The following is an 18,156-nucleotide window of genomic DNA, read 5'->3' as shown; positions in this document are numbered from 1 at the left end:
ACACATCACTCTGCAATACTACCGGTTAAGCGTTTTGAACCAAAAATTGGTTTTGGGGAAAAGGTTAAAGGTTTTTTCTTTCCCTTTTTCCATTCCCCTTTTTCCCCTTTACCGACAAGTGTTGCATCACTCTGCTATTACCAATTACCAATTACCCAATGCCCCATGCCCCATGCCCCAGTATAAAAAGGTTGACATTTTTGAGTGTTATAAAGAATCATCTTAGGGAAACCGGATAGTCACTTGCGAGGAAACTATGCACACAGTAATACTCGTTCTGTTTGAGGTGCTGATTGTTATTGGACTGTCTCGGCTAGTAGGACTGGGATTTAAGTCAATTAAGCAACCGCTGGTAATTGGAGAGATTGTCGCTGGGATTATGCTCGGCCCTTCTCTATTTGGTTTGATAGCTCCATCAGCAGCAGCTACCGTATTTCCGCCTGAAGCAGTTCCTTTTTTAAATGTGCTGTCTCAGGTGGGACTGATATTTTTTATGTTTCTGATTGGCTTAGAACTGAATCCCAAATATCTCAGTGGACAATTAGAAACAGCAGTTTTGACTTCTCATGTCAGCATTTTGGTGCCGTTTTCTTTAGGAACGCTGCTCGCAGTGTTGCTTTATCCTCTGGTTTCAAATGCTAGTGTTTCTTTTACCGCCTTTGCCCTATTTTTGGGCGCGGCGATGTCAATTACCGCATTTCCGGTACTGGCGAGAATTATTACAGAGAACAACTTGCAAGGAACGCGCTTGGGAACCTTGGCGTTAACTTGTGCGGCGGTGGATGATGTGACGGCTTGGTGCGTGTTAGCAGTGGCGATCGCAGTTGCTCGAGAAGGTAGTATTATCAGTGCCTGGCCGACAATTGTCGAAAGTATTCTCTACATCGGCTTTATGCTAACTGTGGGGCGTTGGTTCCTGCAACGGCTGGCTACCTACCACCAACGCACGGGACGCTTAAGCCAAATGGTAGTAGCGTTAATTTACATGGGAGTGGTGGCTTCTGCCCTAATTACCGAATTAATTGGCATTCACCTGATTTTTGGCGCATTTTTACTAGGTGCAGCCATGCCCAAAAATGCAGATTTAGTCAGGGAACTGGCAGAGAAAACCGAAGATTTTGTCTTAGTATTTCTGCTCCCAATATTCTTTGCCTATAGCGGCTTGCGGACGCAAATTGGCTTGCTCAACCGTCCAGAATTGTGGTTACTGTGTGCATTAGTTTTAGCAGTTGCGATCGCAGGTAAGTATATTGGTACTTATGTTGCAGCTCGTGTCAGTGGAATTAATAAACGGGAAGCCTCAGCCCTTGGTTGGTTGATGAATACTCGCGGTTTGACTGAGTTAATTGTCCTCAATATTGGACTCGAGTTAGGTGTGGTTTCACCCTTACTATTTACCATGCTGGTGATTATGGCATTGGTAACCACATTTATGACTTCACCACTGCTGGAATGGACTTATCCCAAAAAGCTGATCAGGTTAGATGTAGTCGAACCAGAATTAGAGGAAGAAACTGATACACCAGCCAAAGTTGGCGAAGAATACCGAATTTTAGTGCCAGTTGCTAATCCTAGCACCCAAAAAGGCTTATTACAGTTAGCAGTTGCGATCGCACTCAACTATCGTCAATCTGCTGTGGTTCATCCCCTGAGTCTGATTGAGTTTGAAGAAGACTATGCTTTTGAAAGTACACCAGTTGAAGCTAATCGCTTAATTGCTCAACGCCGCCAACAGCTAGAAGAGTTAATTAATACTCTCGAACCTTCAACCGCTCGTGCTTATGTACATCCTATTATCCGCACCTCCAGCAACGTTGCTAGAGAAACTGCCCAGATTGCCCAAATTGAGCAACCTAACTTGATTTTAGTCGGTTGGCACCGCCCAGCTTTTAGTAACAATCGCTTAGGTGGGAGAGTTGGTCAAATTCTGACTACTGCACCCGTAGATGTAGCAGTATTTATCGACCGGGGAGGAGAAAGACTAGAAAGCTTGCTAGTTCCTTATTCTGCGAATATTCATGATGATTTAGCCTTGATACTAGCCTTAAGACTGCTGATTAACAAAGATACCTGTATGTTGCGGATTTTACAGGTACGCTCAGAAAATCAGGTTAAGGACGAAATGAGTCACGAATTACAAATCATGATGGAGCAATTACCAAACACTGTACGCGATCGCATCGAAATTCAGATAATTGAAGCTCCAGATCCAATCCAAGCTGTAGTTGAAGCTTCCGAACTGGTTGATTTGACAATTGCTGGTACTAGCCGCGCTTGGGGTATCGAACGCCAAACCCTAGGAAGATACACAGATGAACTCGCTATTCAATGTCGTTCTTCACTGCTGATTACCCGCCGTTACAGTCAAGTCACCTCACATTTAGCCTCAGTACTTCCTGAAGTGAGTAGTCCAGAATCCGTAGCTAGGAGCTAAAGAAATGAATAATTTCAAATTAAAATCTTTAGGCTTTTATGGAGCAACAATAGCTGGAGTTCTCATTTTATTTAAAGCTGTGAGCGCTTACGGGGAAAGTAATCTCAAAGCTCCTCCCGTAATCAATGGTTCCTATCGTCTTACTTTTGATGAAAAGCTACCGAACTGTAATCCAACAGAAGCCCCAATTCTCAAAATTCAACAATCAGGTATTTATGTAAATGCTTCTTTATTAGCAGCAGATGCTAACTCTGAAAATACTACCAGCAGTGAAAAAAATCATTCTCTCTCAGGTGATTTAAACAACCAAGAATTGACCTTATCTGGCAAAGTTGATGGTTCAATCCTGTGTAATATTGCTTCCACTCAAAATGCACCTTTTCACTCAGCTAAAATGCAAATGCAATTACTGGATAAAGGTAATTTTGCTGGGCAATTAACCGTTAGTGGTAGTTCGCAAAGTTTCAAATTTACGGCGATACCACAAAAAACACAGGGAAAATCACAGTCAGTTAAAAAGCATTAAAAGGAGGATGATGAAAAATTAAATTAATTGAGATTTATCTGTCGAAATTCTCTGTTGAGATGAATCAAAATAATCATCCTAATCTCAAAACTCTAAATCTAGTAGAGAGTTTTTCAATCAAGAGCTAACAATCATGGTCAAAGGTGTGAGGAATAGACAATTTTTTCAATTCTACAAGCAGATTTTTAATATCAGCTTGTTGGGTATGTCCACAGTAATAATTCTAGAAACTGGTAGTAGTATTGCTCAACCAGCAGCAAAACAAATAAGACCGCCCTATTATCCTAATTTACCTGTGCAACCTGCTACCACAAATGTGACAGGCTCACTAGCTAGGCTGGATAATTGGCACTTTTCTCCAGAAGCTATGCAACTGGAATTTACGCTATCAGCAGCTAGAACTCCTAAATACTTTTATCTAGCTCAACCTGCACGCATTGTTGTAGATTTACCCAATACCAAATTAGGGTATGTTCCCACTCAACAAAATTATTCCGGTAAGATTCAGAGAGTTCGCATTTCTCAATTAAATGCAGGTGTGACTCGCATTGTTTTAGATTTAGCACCAGGAAATTCTTTAGATCCCAATCAATTAAAATTGCAGCCTACTTCTAAGAAAAACCCGAATCGCTGGGTTTTACGTCCTGCTGTTACTGGTTCTCAAAACTCTGTCAAACCAGGATACTATCCGCAGTTACCTAATAATTTACCTGTAAATACTCAACCTCTAAATCTACCTCAAATCCCATCTAACTATCCACCAACACCCATTAATCAATTACCAGTAAGTAATAACCAACAATCACCATTTTTTACTTTACCCCCACCTGTCAATAACTTACCTCCAATAAGTAATAACCAGTCGCAACCCTTTGTGACTGTACCGCCTCTCACATCTAACAACTCACCACAAATACCAGTTAATCTTCCAGCGCCAATTGTGCCAAATCAACAAGTGAATTTTAACAGCCCTGCACCTGTTATCAGTCCTAATTTTCCTGCTCCTATAATTCCCAATTCTCCACCAAATATTGGGGAGGCTCAGGTGGTTGAATTTGGTCAACCTATTCCTAGTAGATGATGTTTGAATTACAGGAAATTAACCGCCGATACAAGGCGATAAAATGATTTTTCTTGATAAAAAGAATGGCTGATGGTACCAGAAATAAATAAAGGTCAAAAATCACTATTTGTAAAATCCACTGTAGGGGCAAGGGCAATGCCGTGCCCTTATAATTTACCATTTTGAAAAAAGAACGCGACAGATGGGCAGCCAGGGGCACGGCATCCACAATCTTGTGGTGTATCAAATTATCTTACTGGTGCCGTGCCCCTACAAAGAATTTATTTGTCGCAAACATTGTTTGAATTATTATTATAATTATCTGTACCTCACAAACTTGTAATCTGCTGTATTTTTATATATTAATAAACTCCAAAAAATATCAAATTTATAATAATAGAAATACATAAGGACACAACATTGTTGTGCCCCTATATATCTGTTGCAATACTGCTCGGTTAAGGATTTTAAACTCTTAATTTGGTTTGGGGAAAAGGTTAAAGGGTAAGGTTTAAAGGTTTTTTCTTGCCCCTTTTCCCCTTCCCCTTTTCCCCTTAACCGACAAGTATTGATATCTGTTGTATTCTTTTTCAAATTGGTAACAATTATCCAATTCCACCAAATTAAAACAGCTTTCTTTCCCCCTGCTTCTTCAGTGGAATTTTAGAATCTATCCGTTTCTTGAGATGGCGCAACTGCTCCAGGTTGAGACATAAAGAAGTTTTGCGCGGCTTCATTTTGGTATATGCATCTAATATCAGGCTTGTCAGTATCTAAGTTACCTGTAAAACCAAAAGTATTTAGGCGATTTTTACATTCTCTTACTTGATCAGATGTTACCAACTTCCTCTGCTCTAAAAGTGCCCAGTTATTTTGCCGCAGAACGCATCCAGGGCGCATACTCGGTTGAGCCACATAAACATTAAATGGGTTAAGAGTGACGAAAAGTCTCGCGTCCATCACCATAGCGCTGGCTCCATATTGCACACAAATCTCAGGGTTTGGTGCTTTAGTATCAATAAATTCACGAGAAGCCACGTTAGATGGGGACAAAGTAGTTGTTGAGCTAAAAGCAATGCCAATCCCAATCCCCAAGACAAACACTCCCCCCAAGATTGCTATGGTGGTGAAGTTAAAAAGGGAAGATTGAAATGGAGAAGATTTAGAACTATTACCTGGTCTAGTGGGTGTACGTCTCATTGTCGCTGGTTTACCTTCACGCCTCAGATAGCAGGGAGTTTTTTACAATGTTCTCCCTATTTAAGTATGACGATTATTGCGTGGAATTGCCTCCTAGTTTCTTGACTTTTTACAGCATCAGTTAAAAATATAGGGTGTCAAGGGTGTGGAAAAGCAGAGAGAACAAGGGAAATCAGGAAACAAACTGTAAATTTTTTGTTCTCTGTTCTCTTCGACAAATGCCAAATGGGACTAGATGTAGCTTTCCTGACACAAGGACTAAACGCACACAACACAGTATAGTTGAACAATTCCGCTCATGCTTAGAGGTGAGGCTTCTTAAGAGAATTGCAGAAATGCCAGCAGATTCTAACTTCGTGAGGTACAGATAATTTTAGAGAACATAGCTGTGCCCTGACTCTTGCAGTTCATTTATATGAAATAGGCTGTAATTTTGTAATTATTTGGTCAAAGTTGCGGGTATATACTTTTTGGTTATATTCTTGCCACTGTTGCTCTGATGAGTAAGGGAATAGCGTTAATGTGGCTGCTTGAATATATTCCATAAACGGGCGACGAAGACGCTCATATTTCTCGAAGGCTGTGGCTATCGCTGGCTTGTTATCCCAATCATTTTCTTTGGCAATATGATTAATTAATGTTGTAACTGCCATAGCATCTTCAAGTCCTTGATTAGCTCCTTGAGCCATAAAAGGAGGCATACCATGTGCTGCATCACCAACTAAAATAATTCTTCCGGCACTCCAAGCGGGAAAACTTTTCTCAGAAGCAGTGGCACGATGAATGTAATACGGACGTTGCAACATATTTTCTGGAGGAGATAGCTGCACTAATTGTTTAAGTTCATCAGGATAACCTGCTTTTTCTAACTCTTGCAAAGCTAAGTTAATCAACTCATTACCAGACTTATCCTGCAATGAGTTTAACGGTACAGGCAGATGTAATAAATAGAGAATGCTTTGCCTGTTAATTAACATCATTCTCGGACACTCACTAAAAGCCTGCTGACTAGCTAAGTCGTAATTAGCTACTGTTAAAATTGGTGAGCCTGCAAAAAATTTCTCTTCAAGATGCGATCGCAGTGCTTTTGGTATGTCGGGTATTTCTCTACAATAGATGGCAGCAAACCCAGAATATTCTGGTTTGGCAAAACTTTGGTAAGCGCTATCTGCATAAAGTAGTCTACGAACTGTAGAATTGATACCGTCTGCGGCAACAACTATTTTAGCTCGGAATGATTTTGTAACTGAGTTTTGATAGATGCTGTCTAGATTTTGGGCGAATAAATCGTTATTTTTTTGTCCATCTGCCCAATATGCATAGGGGTTAGCTTCGACGCTGGCATCAGAAAGACAATCGAGGCGGACACATCCCAATTCTGGCTCATCCACAACATTGATGCAACGATGATTAGGTTTAACTTGGTCTTCGGGAAGCAGTTTTTTGAGAGTAGTCTGCAAATCATACCAAGAAATGGAAACTCGACCCTCACCATAATTTTTCAACCAAACATCAAAACTCAAAGAAATTGACCTAACTAGTTTTCCTTGTAGGTTTTTAGAAACCCATTGTTGAGAAGGCTTGGGCGGATTTTTTTCAGAAGCTTCAGTAGTTTGCTCTTTATCGGACTGCGGAGAATTAACGAAAGTCAAGCTCGCTGTTTTGACTGCTGCGTAAGCGTTAGGATCTAAATATTTCAAAGCTTTTAAACCATTAGGTAAAAGATCCACAACCTGGCCAACCTGACGAAAAGCTCGAGCTTGGTCTATAACAAGAATATTTTCAATGCCACATTTACGTAAACCAATGGCAGTTGCTAAACCAACAGGCCCAGCACCAACTATGACAACATCGTAGATGTTATTGATGAATGTATCTGCGGAATATGCTGTAGATTGGCTTTGTGGAGTATTCATACACAAATAGTCGATACTAAGCTATCAAGTAACATAGCATTCAGCGAGAAAATTCCAGGCTATATGAATCGACCCTAGTAATACAAATTCTCCAAAATATGGCTATACATAGGGAGCAGGGAGAGAAGTTGATGAGCTTGCTAACTATACATGAAGAAATATAAAGTAATAGTTAAAACAAGTTGAATATATAACTATAAAAAGTGACATCTTCTAGACAGCTAATCAGGGGCAAAGGCTTTAAAATCTCGCAATTACAAATTCTCTTGGCTGATAGCCTGACAATTTTTTGGGGAGATTGGCTTGATTTACGGATAAGAATAGTACAAATTGCAGCATCAGGCTTGATATCTCCACTAATATATATTTTAGCCTTTGGCTTAGGCTTAGGGAGTTCAATCCGTCCAGGCTCAGGAATTGGTGGTAACTATAATAACTACCTAGAATTTATTCTGCCGGGGATGGTAGCGTTATCATCAATGACTATTAGCTTTGGTGGCACCACATTTTCAATTTGTGGTGAGAGGTTATTCACTAAAACCTTTGAAGAATTTTTGTTAGTCCCCATACAGCCCATAGCATTGCACATCGGCAAAATGCTAGCAGGAGTTGTACGGGGATTGATGACTTCTGGCTCTGTAATTTTAGTGGCGCTGCTGTTAACAGGTAACTGGAACTTTTTGCATCCACTTTTTCTGTTGTTACTGGTACTCAACTGTACCGTGTTTGCAGGGTTAGGGGTAATTGTGGGATTAACTGTGCGATCGCTCGAATCGGTAGGCTTCTACAACAACTTTATAATTATCCCTATGTCGTTCTTAGGAGCCACCTTCTTTGACCCTGGTACTTTACCAGTTGCCCTCAAAGTTTTAGTTTACCTATTACCCCTAACCTATACCAGCATTGGACTACGGGCAATCACCCATTTACCCTTATCCCAATTTCCCTGGTACAGCCTGCCGATATTATCAGTAATTGCGATCGCACTTACTCTTTGGGGTGGCTATAAATTTGCTCATTTACAGGATTAGGGCATGGGGCATGGGGCATGGGGCATTGGGCATTGGTAGTTGGTAATGGGTAATGGGTAATGGGTAATGGGTAATGGGTAATGGGTAATGGGTAATGGGTAATGGGTAATGGGTAATGGGTAATGGGTAATGGGTAATGGGTAATGGGTAATGGAGATTTCTCCCTCATCTTCCTCATCTCCCTCATCTCCCTCATCTTCCTCATCTCCCTCATCTCCCTCATCTCCCCAATCCCCAATCCCCAATCCCTAACCCCTCCTCTTCTGAATCCCATTGAGGAACATGGGTACAAATTTCTCCATAAATTCTTGAGGATTGCGTTGCCAAGCTTTTTGGGCTGCTTGGATTCTCACCATTTGTAACTCAGGTGCTAGCAAAGTCTGCGGTAAGCGTTCCATGAGGTATTGGGGACGTTGCCACACTGGCATCTGATTGGCTAGTTCCACTAAGGTAGCAACTCGGCGCAGTTCTGCACCGAGAGTAATATCCATGCCGGATTCAAAGGCAGCTTGCTCAATTGCGGCATACTTGCGCTTGGCTAGCTCGACTTTTTGCCGATGTTCTGGACTTTTAGCGGCTATTTGGGCTAACCAGCGATTACCCCAACGCACGTGTCCGGCTTCTTCTGGCAAGATTTTCTCGATAGTTTCGCGAATTTTAATGTTTTCTTCAGTTTGTGGTGCTTGTTTTAAAGCATAAATATGAGCCGAGAAATACTCACAGCCCCGCTTCTCGGTAATATTAATTGTGGCTAGGGTAGAAATGACAAAATCTTCTAGATTGCCCACTGGGTCTTGATTTTCTGAGTCGAGTAACCGTTCAAATTCGTCAATGTAGGAAGAACCTGGTGGTTTGCCAATATCTGCTCCCAAATCGACTAACAAATCGGTTAGCCACATTGCATGACGCGCTTCATCAGATATGTGGTGCGACAAATCCTTAATGAATTGCTTTGGCTGTCCGTTGAGAAGTTCAATTAGCTCTGTTAAGTCCTTACAACTGCGCTGCTCACTATAACGGTAGCGGTTGAGGATAATTAAATGCAATTCGCGATCGCTTACTACTCTTTTAAGCACATCCCGCGCACTGATTGCGTTCTGAAATTTCCGTGGGTAAATAACGGTCACGTCGCTTCGCTCCGAATTCAAAAATTAAACTTTAGATGTCAAAAATCTGCTTGGCTATCGCCTATTCCCTGGTAGTCTGCCAATCCAAAAATGTTAGGTGGAGGTTGGGTAAAGGTTAAAGGGAAAAGGGTAAGGGACAAAAACCTTTCCCCCGCCAAGTTGCCTTGGCGTACTACTAGTGATGAATCACCAATGCCCCATGACATTTCTCAAATTTCTGATAGTACAACTGTTCAAACATAAATAAGTGTAACGAATAAATCATCAATCAAGGTGCTCGGTTAAGGATTTTCAAGTTGGAATTTGGTAAGGGGAAAAGGTGAAAGGCCCCTTTTGCCCTTACCCTTTTACCCTTAACCGACAAGTATTTGGTGTGGGTTGGGAGACTCTACCAATCTCAAGACCAACCTCTATCTCCAGGGTGTTTCAAGCAGGTGGGGAATGTTGGCTGTTGGCTGTGGTTCTCATAAACAGCCAAATCATTGTTAACTTTTATTAAAGATAACCATTTTGTAACTTTGGTTACAGAATTATTTGTTATATTAAATAAAGAAAGAACATTCCATCTATTATCTATACAAAAAACCTAGGGAGGACTTAGTTATGTCTATTCAAGAAAAATCTCGTGCAATCATGGCGCGTCAATACCAAGAAGTCAAGAAGCGCCAACAATCTATGCTAATGCGTAGCGCACAAGAACTCGGTCTTCCTGAAGAAATGTCTCACTACTGGAACCCCATCCAAGGTAAGGTAGACCAAGATGCTCGCGCAATTTATGGTAGCAGCCATGCAGGTATGAGTTAGGCTGTCAAGGTTCTTGTCTGATTGTTGTTGCGTGAGAACTCAATAGCCAATGAATGCAAAATCAGGTGTCACAAGTTGTAGACACAACTGAAATACCCCCTTGTTACCAGGGGGTTTTGCATGGCTATGATAATTCCGAATTACGAATTATTTTTATTGGTTTTACATAAGTTCTGAGCGATGTCTAGGCGAATCTGTTGCAATTCTGGAGATGGTTCGGCTACGGAGTAGGCTTGCTGCAAAGCATCTGACCATAATTGAAGATTAGCAAAATACTGGGCTTTTGCTAAGGCGATCGCTTCTTTTGTTGCGCCTTTGGTTTGAAGCTGTTGTTCTAGAGTTTGTACTTCTGTGGTGATGCGATCGCGTTGTTGCGTCTCCATCACTTGAAATGATACAGAAGGAAAGGGATTGTCACCACGATATACTATCCACTCATAGGTTTGACCTGGTTGTAGTTTTGCACCAGCGTAAGTTGTACTCTGCTGATTCTCCACAATCGGTTGATTCCACAAATCATCTGTATCGCTACCAGAGGTGCGGACTATGATATTTTGGATTTGACCTTGCCAAATAAATAAAGGGCGATCGCTCCAAATTTGGGTAGTTTCATTTGGTATTCCAGGGGAGATGGGACAAAAATTGTTAGTTCCACGTGCGGCTGAACGTCGGCGTTGACGGTGGAATAAGGTATTAAGATTAAATACATCTTGCCAAGCAGCGATTTGGAAGGTTTCTCTACTGAATGCTGTTTCGGGAGAAATTACCACAGCCGGAATACTTATTATGGTTGATGCTGCTGCTAATAATAGGCAAAATTTCACTACTGAAAGCTTATGAGTATTTTTTGGTTTAGGAGTAAGCTTAGTAATAGCTGAAGTAGCTATGTATGGGTAGATTTTTTCAGTAATTACTAATAAATTAGGTAGCAAATTTCTGTTAGGCATCACAATATTTCCTCCTCAATACAGGTAAATATCAATCCCAAACATTAATCAAGGCAATTCTATTAATTTCTATAGTTACCAGAGGTGCGTTAGCGATAGCGTAACGCACCCTACTGGACTGACAAGACTAAAATGTGGCAATATAATTTTCTTGTGGGGTGGACATGTGGACATCTTGTCCGCCCAGGACGGGCAAGATGCCCATCCCACAAGAGTTTGAACAATGCACTATTTTAGTCTAGACACGCTACTACCAGCCACCAACAAAATTGAGCATTATAGCTCATAATATCGGTCTGTATATTGACGTTTAATTCGTTAAAAGTGTGCCCTATTGTTATAAAAATTTAGTAGGATGCGTTAGCAGCGAGAGTACGACATCAGCGCGAAAATCTTTGGCGCGTTCCTGAGATTTTTTCATAAATAAAATTAGATTCCTAGATTTCTCCTGCTATTGTTAATATGCTTCGGTTCATGGAGAAACATAACAATGTGAACTCAATTTTTAGTAACCTGGAAAGAGCGTAGTACTTCACGATAACAAACAAACCAAAAATAAAGTGTAACATTCAGTCCACTTAATAATTTAGGAGTACCTTCTAATAAGCTAGGAGTGCCATTACCGCTTAAATGTAGTGAATCAACTGTAATAGCAATAAATAATAAAACTATCCCAGCCGCAAGTATCATGTATGGCGTTGATTTTATTTCTTTTCTAAAAGCTAGTCCGTAGAAGATGGCAAAAATCGCATATATACATATAGTTACTAGCTTAGGAATACCAAATGATCCAATAATTATATGAATGCGATAGATTTCGTTAATTAGGAACCCAGCAGTTAGAATAGCAGAATAAAGAATAAATTTGTTATTTTTATTATTAGGCTTAATTTGATTGAGTAACTCCCGGTTCGCTCATTTTTTTCTGAGTTAGCCAAAAAAGTATACCTCTAGATATATTCCAAAAAGAACTAAGTAGGTATAAGTTCGGGTTTATGGAATTTGAACCCAGAATTACAAACGAACGAGTTGATGATATACCCCTACTGCTAACACAACTGGAGCAGATGGGAGTAGAACAACTAATCGATAAACATTTTCCATGTCACGGAAACTGGCAAGGATTAAATCTAGGTAGTGTGGTGGTAATATGGTTAACACACATATTATCGCAAGCAGATCACCGTTTGAACCACGTTCAAGGTTGGGTGAGTAAGCGGTTAGAAACGTTAAAAAGCTTTACGGAAGAATCTTTACGCTCGCTCGATTTGGCAGATGACCGTTTGCAAGCAGTATTACGTTACCTATCTATAGATGCAAACTGGTTTTCATTTGAGTCGGAACTAGGAAGTAGTTTGCTACGGGTGTACGATATTATCCCAGAACAGGTACGTTTAGATAGTACAACGGCTTCAAGTCATTGTGGAGTTAACCCAGAAGGCTTATTTCAATGGGGTCATAGCAAAGACAATCGTCCGGATTTGGCGCAAGTGAAAATAATGCTATCGACATTAGACCCATTAGGAATGCCAATAGCGACGGAAATATTGTCAGGAGAAAAAGCAGATGACCCATTATATATTCCAGCAATAGATAAAGTACGTTCAACAATAAAAAAGTCAGAATTGTTATATATTGGTGACTGTAAAATGTCATCAATAAAGACAAGAACTCATATAGTATTGGGCGGAGATTTTTACTTATGTCCTTTAACAGCCAAGCAAGTATCTAACGAAGAACTAAGCAAATATCTCCAACCAGTTTGGGATGGTCAACAAGAACTAACAATTATAGATTACGAATATGCAGATGCCAAAACCAAAAATATAGCGGATGGCTTTGAAATAGAGATTATCCATGAAATAGAGATTGATGGGCAAGAAATCTCTTGGTCGGAAAGACAATTAATTGTGCGCTCATTTGCGATTCAAAAAACAGCAGAAAAACATCTACGTGAACGAATACAGAAAACAGTAGATGCTCTAGAAAAAACTTAAAGTGCCTCGACGTGGCAAGAAAAAGCTCACTTCACACTTTGAATGGTTAGAAACATGTGAAGCTATTTTCAACAGATATCAAACAAGTGGATTATTTCAAGTTGACATTCAAACAAAAAGAGTTAAAAAAGTTCAAAAAAGATACCGAGACCGCAAAGCTAGAATAGTAGAAGAACTATGGTTTGACATGAGTTTTAAGATTGACGATTCCGCAGTTCAACACCAAATTCAAATGTTAGGCTGGCGGGTTTACGTTACAAATAAAAATCCAAATGAATTTGGTTTAAAACAAGCAGTTCGTGCCTATAGAGATGAGTACTTAATGGAACGAGGATTTGCGAGGCTGAAAAACTTTCCTCTTTCATTGACTCCGATATATTTACAACGTGAAGACCATATTACTGGTTTAATAAGACTACTGTCTATTGGTTTGCGAGTTTTAAACCTTTTAGAATTCCAGGTTCGCCACAATCTAGAAAAAGAGAAAGAAAAACTTGCGGGTCTTTATGTTGGCAATCCGAAGCGCGAAACTACAAGACCTAGCGCAGAAATAATTCTGGCTGCATTTAAAGAGATTACACTGCTGTTGATTGAGGTGAAAAACGAAATTTATGCTCACTTGACCGCTCTTTCACCTTTGCAGAAGCGTATTCTTGCTTTACTGGGCTTTTCCATCAGTATTTACACTCAACTTGATGGTCAATCTTTTACTCCTGAGTAGTCTTTCTTCTAACTTCCAAAAAAATGGGCGAACTGGGAGTGAGTAAGCTAAAACTAAACGCACAAACTACGGGTGGGATACAACATAAAATTTGAAAACTATGTGTTAATAATCCTGCACCGGGATATTGTGGGGCTGGAGGTGGTAAGAATAATCCTCCGACTGAGACATCAAATACTTTATTATAAATACTTAAAGCAATAATCAATAGTAAACAAAAGCTATTAAACCCAACAATAGTTTTGGATAGTGACATATATAGTAATAATTTGAGCCGGGAACATCAAAAGATTATTGCTCAGACAGATATCAGTTTAGTTGGTGGTGAAGGTGAAAGGAAAAGGACTCAAGGTGTTTGTTTCCCCCCTCGCCTTTTCGCCTTTCCTTTTTCCCTAGAACCGAACTATTGAGATGGATAAGCTGTTACGCATTTAAATTGTATATTTCGCGCTCAGAGTGTCAAAGGTCAAGAGTCTAGGGTCAAAGGCTAGCTTGGACTCTTGACTCTTGACCCTTGACAGTCCTAACGCGAGAATATTTGATCTAGGCGCGTACCAGCTTATCTGAATCTACATTCTCTATATACAATTGCTAGTGAATATTTTTCTGATGGATAGTCTTTAATTTCTAATTCTTGATGGAAAATTCATAATTTAAAGAATTGCTTCTTGAATATTGGCACCGTTGAGGTTAGCGCCTTTGAGTTTAGCACCTCTTAAATTAGCGCCTCTAAGATTAGCTCCGGCGAGGTTAGCACCTTTGAGGTTAGCAGCTGCTAAATTTGCTCCTTGTAAGTCAGCTTCGCTCAAATTAGCCTGAAACATATATGCGCTACCCAGGTGAGCCTTGCTAAGATTAGCTTTGCTAAGATTAGCTTTGTAAAGGTAAGCGCCAATTAATTCGGCTTCGTGGAGGTTGGCTTCGCTGAGGTCAGCTGCAATTAAGTTAGCTTCAATGAGGTTAGCAAAACACAAGTTAGCACGGATGAGCTTGGCTGCACCTAAATCAGCATCTTTTAAATTAGCATTAGTTAAATCAGCCCCAATCAGATTAGCATTTGCGATCGCAGCACCGCGCAGATTCGTCTGGCTGAAATCGCAACCAATTAAATTTGCAGCGCTGAGTTCTGCTTGTGTCAGGTTAGCACCGCTAAAGTGAGCAACGCTGCAGTTAGCTGCACTCAGGTTAGCTTCCACTAACTTGGCATTTTCTAAGTTAGCGCTACTCAACTCAGCACCGCTAAAATTTGCCCGCACCAGTAAAGCATGACTCAAATCGGCTCTAGCCAAATTTACCCCTGCAAGGTTTGCACCCCTGAGGTTATCGCCAGAGAGGTCTGCACTACTGAGGTCTGGCTCAACTTGCTCATTTTGATTTCGCCATTCCAGCCAAATAACTGCACCAGCTTTCAGTAAAGCCAAATGCTCTCGATTCGCCATTGTTGCTCCTTTACTCCTGACGACCCTGGGGATTTGTCCGACCTGTAACACTTTCAATTGCAGCTAATGCACCAGCTGCACCGGCAAGAATATCTCTTTCTTGTCCGCCTAAATATAACCTGCCAAAGCTACCAACAGCTTGTACTTCTAAGATATTAATCGATGCAGCTTTTTCGGCTTCATTCGCCGCCAGCGCCGCATAAGCAGCCGGCTCAACTTCTAACACATAGAGAGTTTGACCAGCTAATAAGAGTTGTCCCCGGCGGGTACGATTAATTAGTTGGGTTTGATATGCATCAATATTGCGGATAATTTGGCTAGAAACAACCCGAGGCTTTATACATTCCTCTCTTCTAACACCTAAAGCTGCCAAAATTGCTTGACCTGCCGATCGCGTTTCTCCTTGAGAGCTAGAATGAACTTCTAAAAGGCCATAAAGTCTTTCAACTACCTGGACTCCCGGACGCACAGAAGCAGACTTCAAGGCGATATCGGTAATTTTATTAATTTCAATCCCCGGAGAAATTTCCACCCATAGCGATGTATCCCCAGGTAATGGTAAGAAACCTTGAGCTACTGTTCCCATGTATGCTGCATGTTGAGGTTGCAGGTTGTCGAGAAATACGAAACTGCGTAGTTCTATTCCCAAGGTATTGCGCTCCAATCATGGGGGTAAATGTAATCTGTTGCAATATATGAGTGTGATATTAATAAGGGATTGGAGTCAACCCCTGGGGGGAATTCAAAATTGCCCCTCATCAGAAAAACCCAAAACTAAATCAGTAACCACGCAAAATTAATTACAGTCATTGCGAGCGCAGCAAAGCAATCTCAACCCTTGCGATTGCTTCATTACGCTCCGCTCCATTCGCAATGACATTGTGTAATTAATTTTGTTTAACTACTTATCAAAATCTATCTTTCCCATGCCCAATGCCCCATGCCCCATGCCCTTTTTACAATTAAACTATATGCGCTAGTACCTGAGATTTACCCAATTCGCTGACTAAACGATGTGCTTGGTGTTTGTAGAGGGGAAACTGTAACGTTGCTGGTAGTTGCTTCATCAGGGTTCTGGCTGTCTGCATATCGCAACCAGAAACTCGCGCCATGACTGCTGCACCTTCAAAGGCGGCTTCTGGGGAAAAAGCTGATTCGACGCGGACTAGCAATTGGGGAGGTGCTAAACTTCCTCGTTCCACTCGCTGTAATCCTGCAATAGTTGCTAAAACAATTAGGCGATCGCCTACTGCTAACCTGATATCATCGGAGGGCATAAACTTCGGGATTTGCTGGGTAGCTTTGACATGGAGAATCGGTACTATGCCATAACCATAAGCAATTTCCCCTAGCAATTTGCCATTGAGGGTATCATTAGTTTCGATTTGGTAGTCTGTGACTAATGTCGTTTGGTTGTTGAGGCGAAACAGATTCAGGACATTTTCCCCAAACGCCGCCGCCACAAATGCTTCCGCAGCCAAGGCATAAACACCTAAAACTCGAGCATAAGGTAGTAATTTCGCGACATTTTCGCTAAAACGGGGGTCTAAAGTGCGGATGACTAAATTAGCTGTAGGATTGCTAGCATGGGTCATTAATGCAATTTCTAAGTTTGCTACCTCATCATCAGTAACGACAAGCACGCTTTTAGCTGTATTCAGATTAACTTTACTGAGGGCATTTTTGATATTGCCCTGAATTAACGGCAAGGTGGATAATGTACCAGGGTCAATTTCATTAGCAGTCACACCTACTAATGGTTGCTTGAGTTCTTGTAATAGCTGCGCTACACGTTGACCAACTCTCCCTAAACCAATTAATACTACATGGTCTGCTTTAGGAATTGCCAGACGACGCTGGGAAAATTGAAATTTAGCGGCTAATACTCGTTCTGTCATTACAGCGTAGAGAATACCGACAAACACCGTACCCGCTACAGTTTGACTGATGCTAAATAAATGCAACCACCAAGGAATTTTAAAGGGTAATTGTAGCTGTCCAAATAAATTGTCATAGCCGCCAATACTCAAAACTAAAGAGACATTTAACGCATCTTGAAAACTGAGTTGGGGATATTGCAATTTATAGAGTAAAGTTCCACATAAAAACAGACTTACCATAAACATCCCGCCAACTAATACTACACGGCGGATTTGGCTACTTTCCTCCCAAAACTGCAGCAGCGCATGGCGGATATTTTGCCACTTCATCGCAGTCATCATGGTAGGTAGAAATTGCTGGCGACTGCTTGCAGGTTGTATTGAGCGATTTGTGAGGGGATCGTTGACTTCAATATAAGCAATAGTATCGCCTGGCAATACTTGAGTATTTGGTTCCCATTTGTGAAATGCTTTAGGTAGGGGGTTTCCAGCTTTAGCATGAGCTAAAATCCGGCGATGGGCTGTATTAATTTCTGATAATAAGGAATGTTTAGCCCAAGGATGGGAAGCATCTATCTGGGTTCTAAATACTCTCAGCAAATGATTTTCTAAGGTGAAAAAGCTTCTGGTTTCGCTGCTTAAGGCTGCAAGGGCAAAGCTTTTAGCTGGTAATTGCGTAGCTTCAAAGGCGACAAAATTACCCAGATTGTGGCTGAGTAACTCATTGAGATTTTCTTGCGCGGAACGAATAACTAAGCGAATTTGGGGATTAAGCGATCGCGCGGCAAAGGCGGCAGCTATATTCACGCGCTCATTACTAGTTACAATTAGAATGGCTCGACAATTTCTAATTCCTGCTTGCTCTAATATCTTCGGTTGGCGACAATCACCAACGATTAAATCATCTACTAAATCCGGTAAGTCGGGAATTTCCCAGCGTTGATTAGTGGCGATTTCAATAGCATTTACTTTTGCGCCAAACTCTTTGAGGACAGATACGCAATATTGCCCCAAGTTTCCTAGTCCACAAACTAAAAAGAAGTTGGCATCTATCGTAGTATTTTGTCCCAT

The 18,156-nt window shown here is 40.9% G+C and carries 15 protein-coding genes; 7 read left to right on the top strand and 8 right to left on the bottom strand.

Annotated elements, in window-relative coordinates:
- The first annotated feature begins 256 nt into the window (after nt 1-256).
- The 3 genes from HG267_RS35055 to HG267_RS35045 all read left to right on the top strand — a co-directional run bounded on the left by HG267_RS35055 (nt 257) and on the right by HG267_RS35045 (nt 4,041).
- Entirely contained in the window at nt 257-2,434 is a 2,178-nt protein-coding gene (locus HG267_RS35055; protein ID WP_045870673.1) for a cation:proton antiporter, read from the top strand.
- A 4-nt stretch (nt 2,435-2,438) separates the two neighbouring features.
- Nucleotides 2,439-2,960, top strand: a complete 522-nt coding sequence (locus tag HG267_RS35050; protein ID WP_045870672.1) for a hypothetical protein — start codon at nt 2,439-2,441, stop codon at nt 2,958-2,960.
- A 205-nt stretch (nt 2,961-3,165) separates the two neighbouring features.
- Nucleotides 3,166-4,041: an AMIN domain-containing protein gene (locus HG267_RS35045; protein ID WP_228045477.1), complete on the top strand. Its 876-nt coding sequence runs from the start codon at nt 3,166-3,168 to the stop codon at nt 4,039-4,041.
- Nucleotides 4,042-4,686: 645 nt separating this feature from the next.
- On the opposite strand, the gene HG267_RS35040 is transcribed toward HG267_RS35045, so the two are convergent.
- On the bottom strand, nt 4,687-5,223 hold the full coding sequence (locus HG267_RS35040; protein ID WP_045870670.1) for a DUF3172 domain-containing protein: 537 nt from the start codon (nt 5,221-5,223) through the stop codon (nt 4,687-4,689).
- 407 nt (nt 5,224-5,630) lie between these two features.
- Complete coding sequence (locus HG267_RS35035; RefSeq protein ID WP_045870669.1) at nt 5,631-7,139, bottom strand: FAD-dependent oxidoreductase; 1,509 nt, start codon at nt 7,137-7,139, stop codon at nt 5,631-5,633.
- Between the two features lie 203 nt (nt 7,140-7,342).
- Here HG267_RS35035 and HG267_RS35030 point away from each other — a divergent pair, with 203 nt between their 5' ends.
- Nucleotides 7,343-8,170, top strand: a complete 828-nt coding sequence (locus HG267_RS35030) for an ABC transporter permease (protein WP_045870668.1) — start codon at nt 7,343-7,345, stop codon at nt 8,168-8,170.
- Here the strand turns inward: HG267_RS35030 and HG267_RS35025 are convergent.
- Both HG267_RS35025 and HG267_RS35020 read right to left on the bottom strand, forming a co-directional pair.
- On the bottom strand, nt 8,167-8,415 hold the full coding sequence (locus HG267_RS35025) for a hypothetical protein (protein ID WP_155539256.1): 249 nt from the start codon (nt 8,413-8,415) through the stop codon (nt 8,167-8,169). The genes HG267_RS35030 and HG267_RS35025 overlap by 4 nt on opposite strands.
- Nucleotides 8,416-8,418: 3 nt before the next feature.
- Nucleotides 8,419-9,297 carry a ferritin-like domain-containing protein gene (locus HG267_RS35020; protein ID WP_045870667.1) on the bottom strand — a complete coding sequence of 293 codons (879 nt, stop codon included), beginning with the start codon at nt 9,295-9,297 and terminating at the stop codon, nt 8,419-8,421.
- Between the two features lie 603 nt (nt 9,298-9,900).
- Here HG267_RS35020 and HG267_RS35015 point away from each other — a divergent pair.
- Complete coding sequence (locus HG267_RS35015) at nt 9,901-10,101, top strand: hypothetical protein (protein WP_045870666.1); 201 nt, start codon at nt 9,901-9,903, stop codon at nt 10,099-10,101.
- Between the two features lie 140 nt (nt 10,102-10,241).
- Here HG267_RS35015 and HG267_RS35010 read toward each other — a convergent pair whose 3' ends face one another.
- Nucleotides 10,242-11,048 carry a DUF928 domain-containing protein gene (locus tag HG267_RS35010; RefSeq protein WP_052335204.1) on the bottom strand — a complete coding sequence of 269 codons (807 nt, stop codon included), beginning with the start codon at nt 11,046-11,048 and terminating at the stop codon, nt 10,242-10,244.
- Nucleotides 11,049-12,043: 995 nt separating this feature from the next.
- Here HG267_RS35010 and HG267_RS35005 point away from each other — a divergent pair.
- Together HG267_RS35005 and HG267_RS35000 are read left to right on the top strand one after the other, a co-directional pair.
- On the top strand, nt 12,044-13,045 hold the full coding sequence (locus tag HG267_RS35005; RefSeq protein WP_263420007.1) for a hypothetical protein: 1,002 nt from the start codon (nt 12,044-12,046) through the stop codon (nt 13,043-13,045).
- A 1-nt stretch (nt 13,046) separates the two neighbouring features.
- Nucleotides 13,047-13,766, top strand: a complete 720-nt coding sequence (locus HG267_RS35000; protein WP_263420006.1) for a hypothetical protein — start codon at nt 13,047-13,049, stop codon at nt 13,764-13,766.
- A gap of 653 nt (nt 13,767-14,419) precedes the next feature.
- Here the strand turns inward: HG267_RS35000 and HG267_RS34995 are convergent.
- The 3 genes from HG267_RS34995 to HG267_RS34985 form a co-directional block, all read right to left on the bottom strand.
- Nucleotides 14,420-15,205: a pentapeptide repeat-containing protein gene (locus tag HG267_RS34995; protein WP_045870664.1), complete on the bottom strand. Its 786-nt coding sequence runs from the start codon at nt 15,203-15,205 to the stop codon at nt 14,420-14,422.
- A gap of 10 nt (nt 15,206-15,215) precedes the next feature.
- Entirely contained in the window at nt 15,216-15,854 is a 639-nt protein-coding gene (locus tag HG267_RS34990) for a hypothetical protein (RefSeq protein WP_045870954.1), read from the bottom strand.
- A 313-nt stretch (nt 15,855-16,167) separates the two neighbouring features.
- The gene (locus tag HG267_RS34985; protein ID WP_045870663.1) at nt 16,168-18,156 is read right to left on the bottom strand and encodes a potassium channel family protein; all 1,989 of its coding nucleotides are present in this window, start codon (nt 18,154-18,156) and stop codon (nt 16,168-16,170) included.

Source organism: Tolypothrix sp. PCC 7601 (genome assembly GCF_025677855.1).
GTDB classification, from domain to species: Bacteria; Cyanobacteriota; Cyanobacteriia; order Cyanobacteriales; family Nostocaceae; genus Aulosira; species Aulosira diplosiphon.
Note: the sequence above shows the minus strand (reverse complement) of the source record. Positions and strands in the feature narration are given on the sequence as shown.

Bases quoted from the DNA above. Each gene is read 5' to 3' on its own strand.
- HG267_RS35055 (WP_045870673.1), top strand. From the start codon at position 257: ATGCACACAGTAATACTCGTTCTGTTTGAGGTGCTGATTGTTATTGGA.
- HG267_RS35050 (WP_045870672.1), top strand. From the start codon at position 2,439: ATGAATAATTTCAAATTAAAATCTTTAGGCTTTTATGGAGCAACAATA.
- HG267_RS35010 (WP_052335204.1), bottom strand. From the start codon at position 11,048: ATGCCTAACAGAAATTTGCTACCTAATTTATTAGTAATTACTGAAAAA.
- HG267_RS35035 (WP_045870669.1), bottom strand. From the start codon at position 7,139: ATGAATACTCCACAAAGCCAATCTACAGCATATTCCGCAGATACATTC.
- HG267_RS35040 (WP_045870670.1), bottom strand. From the start codon at position 5,223: ATGAGACGTACACCCACTAGACCAGGTAATAGTTCTAAATCTTCTCCA.
- HG267_RS34985 (WP_045870663.1), bottom strand. From the start codon at position 18,156: ATGGGACAAAATACTACGATAGATGCCAACTTCTTTTTAGTTTGTGGA.
- HG267_RS35015 (WP_045870666.1), top strand. From the start codon at position 9,901: ATGTCTATTCAAGAAAAATCTCGTGCAATCATGGCGCGTCAATACCAA.
- HG267_RS34995 (WP_045870664.1), bottom strand. From the start codon at position 15,205: ATGGCGAATCGAGAGCATTTGGCTTTACTGAAAGCTGGTGCAGTTATT.
- HG267_RS35045 (WP_228045477.1), top strand. From the start codon at position 3,166: ATGTCCACAGTAATAATTCTAGAAACTGGTAGTAGTATTGCTCAACCA.
- HG267_RS35005 (WP_263420007.1), top strand. From the start codon at position 12,044: ATGGAATTTGAACCCAGAATTACAAACGAACGAGTTGATGATATACCC.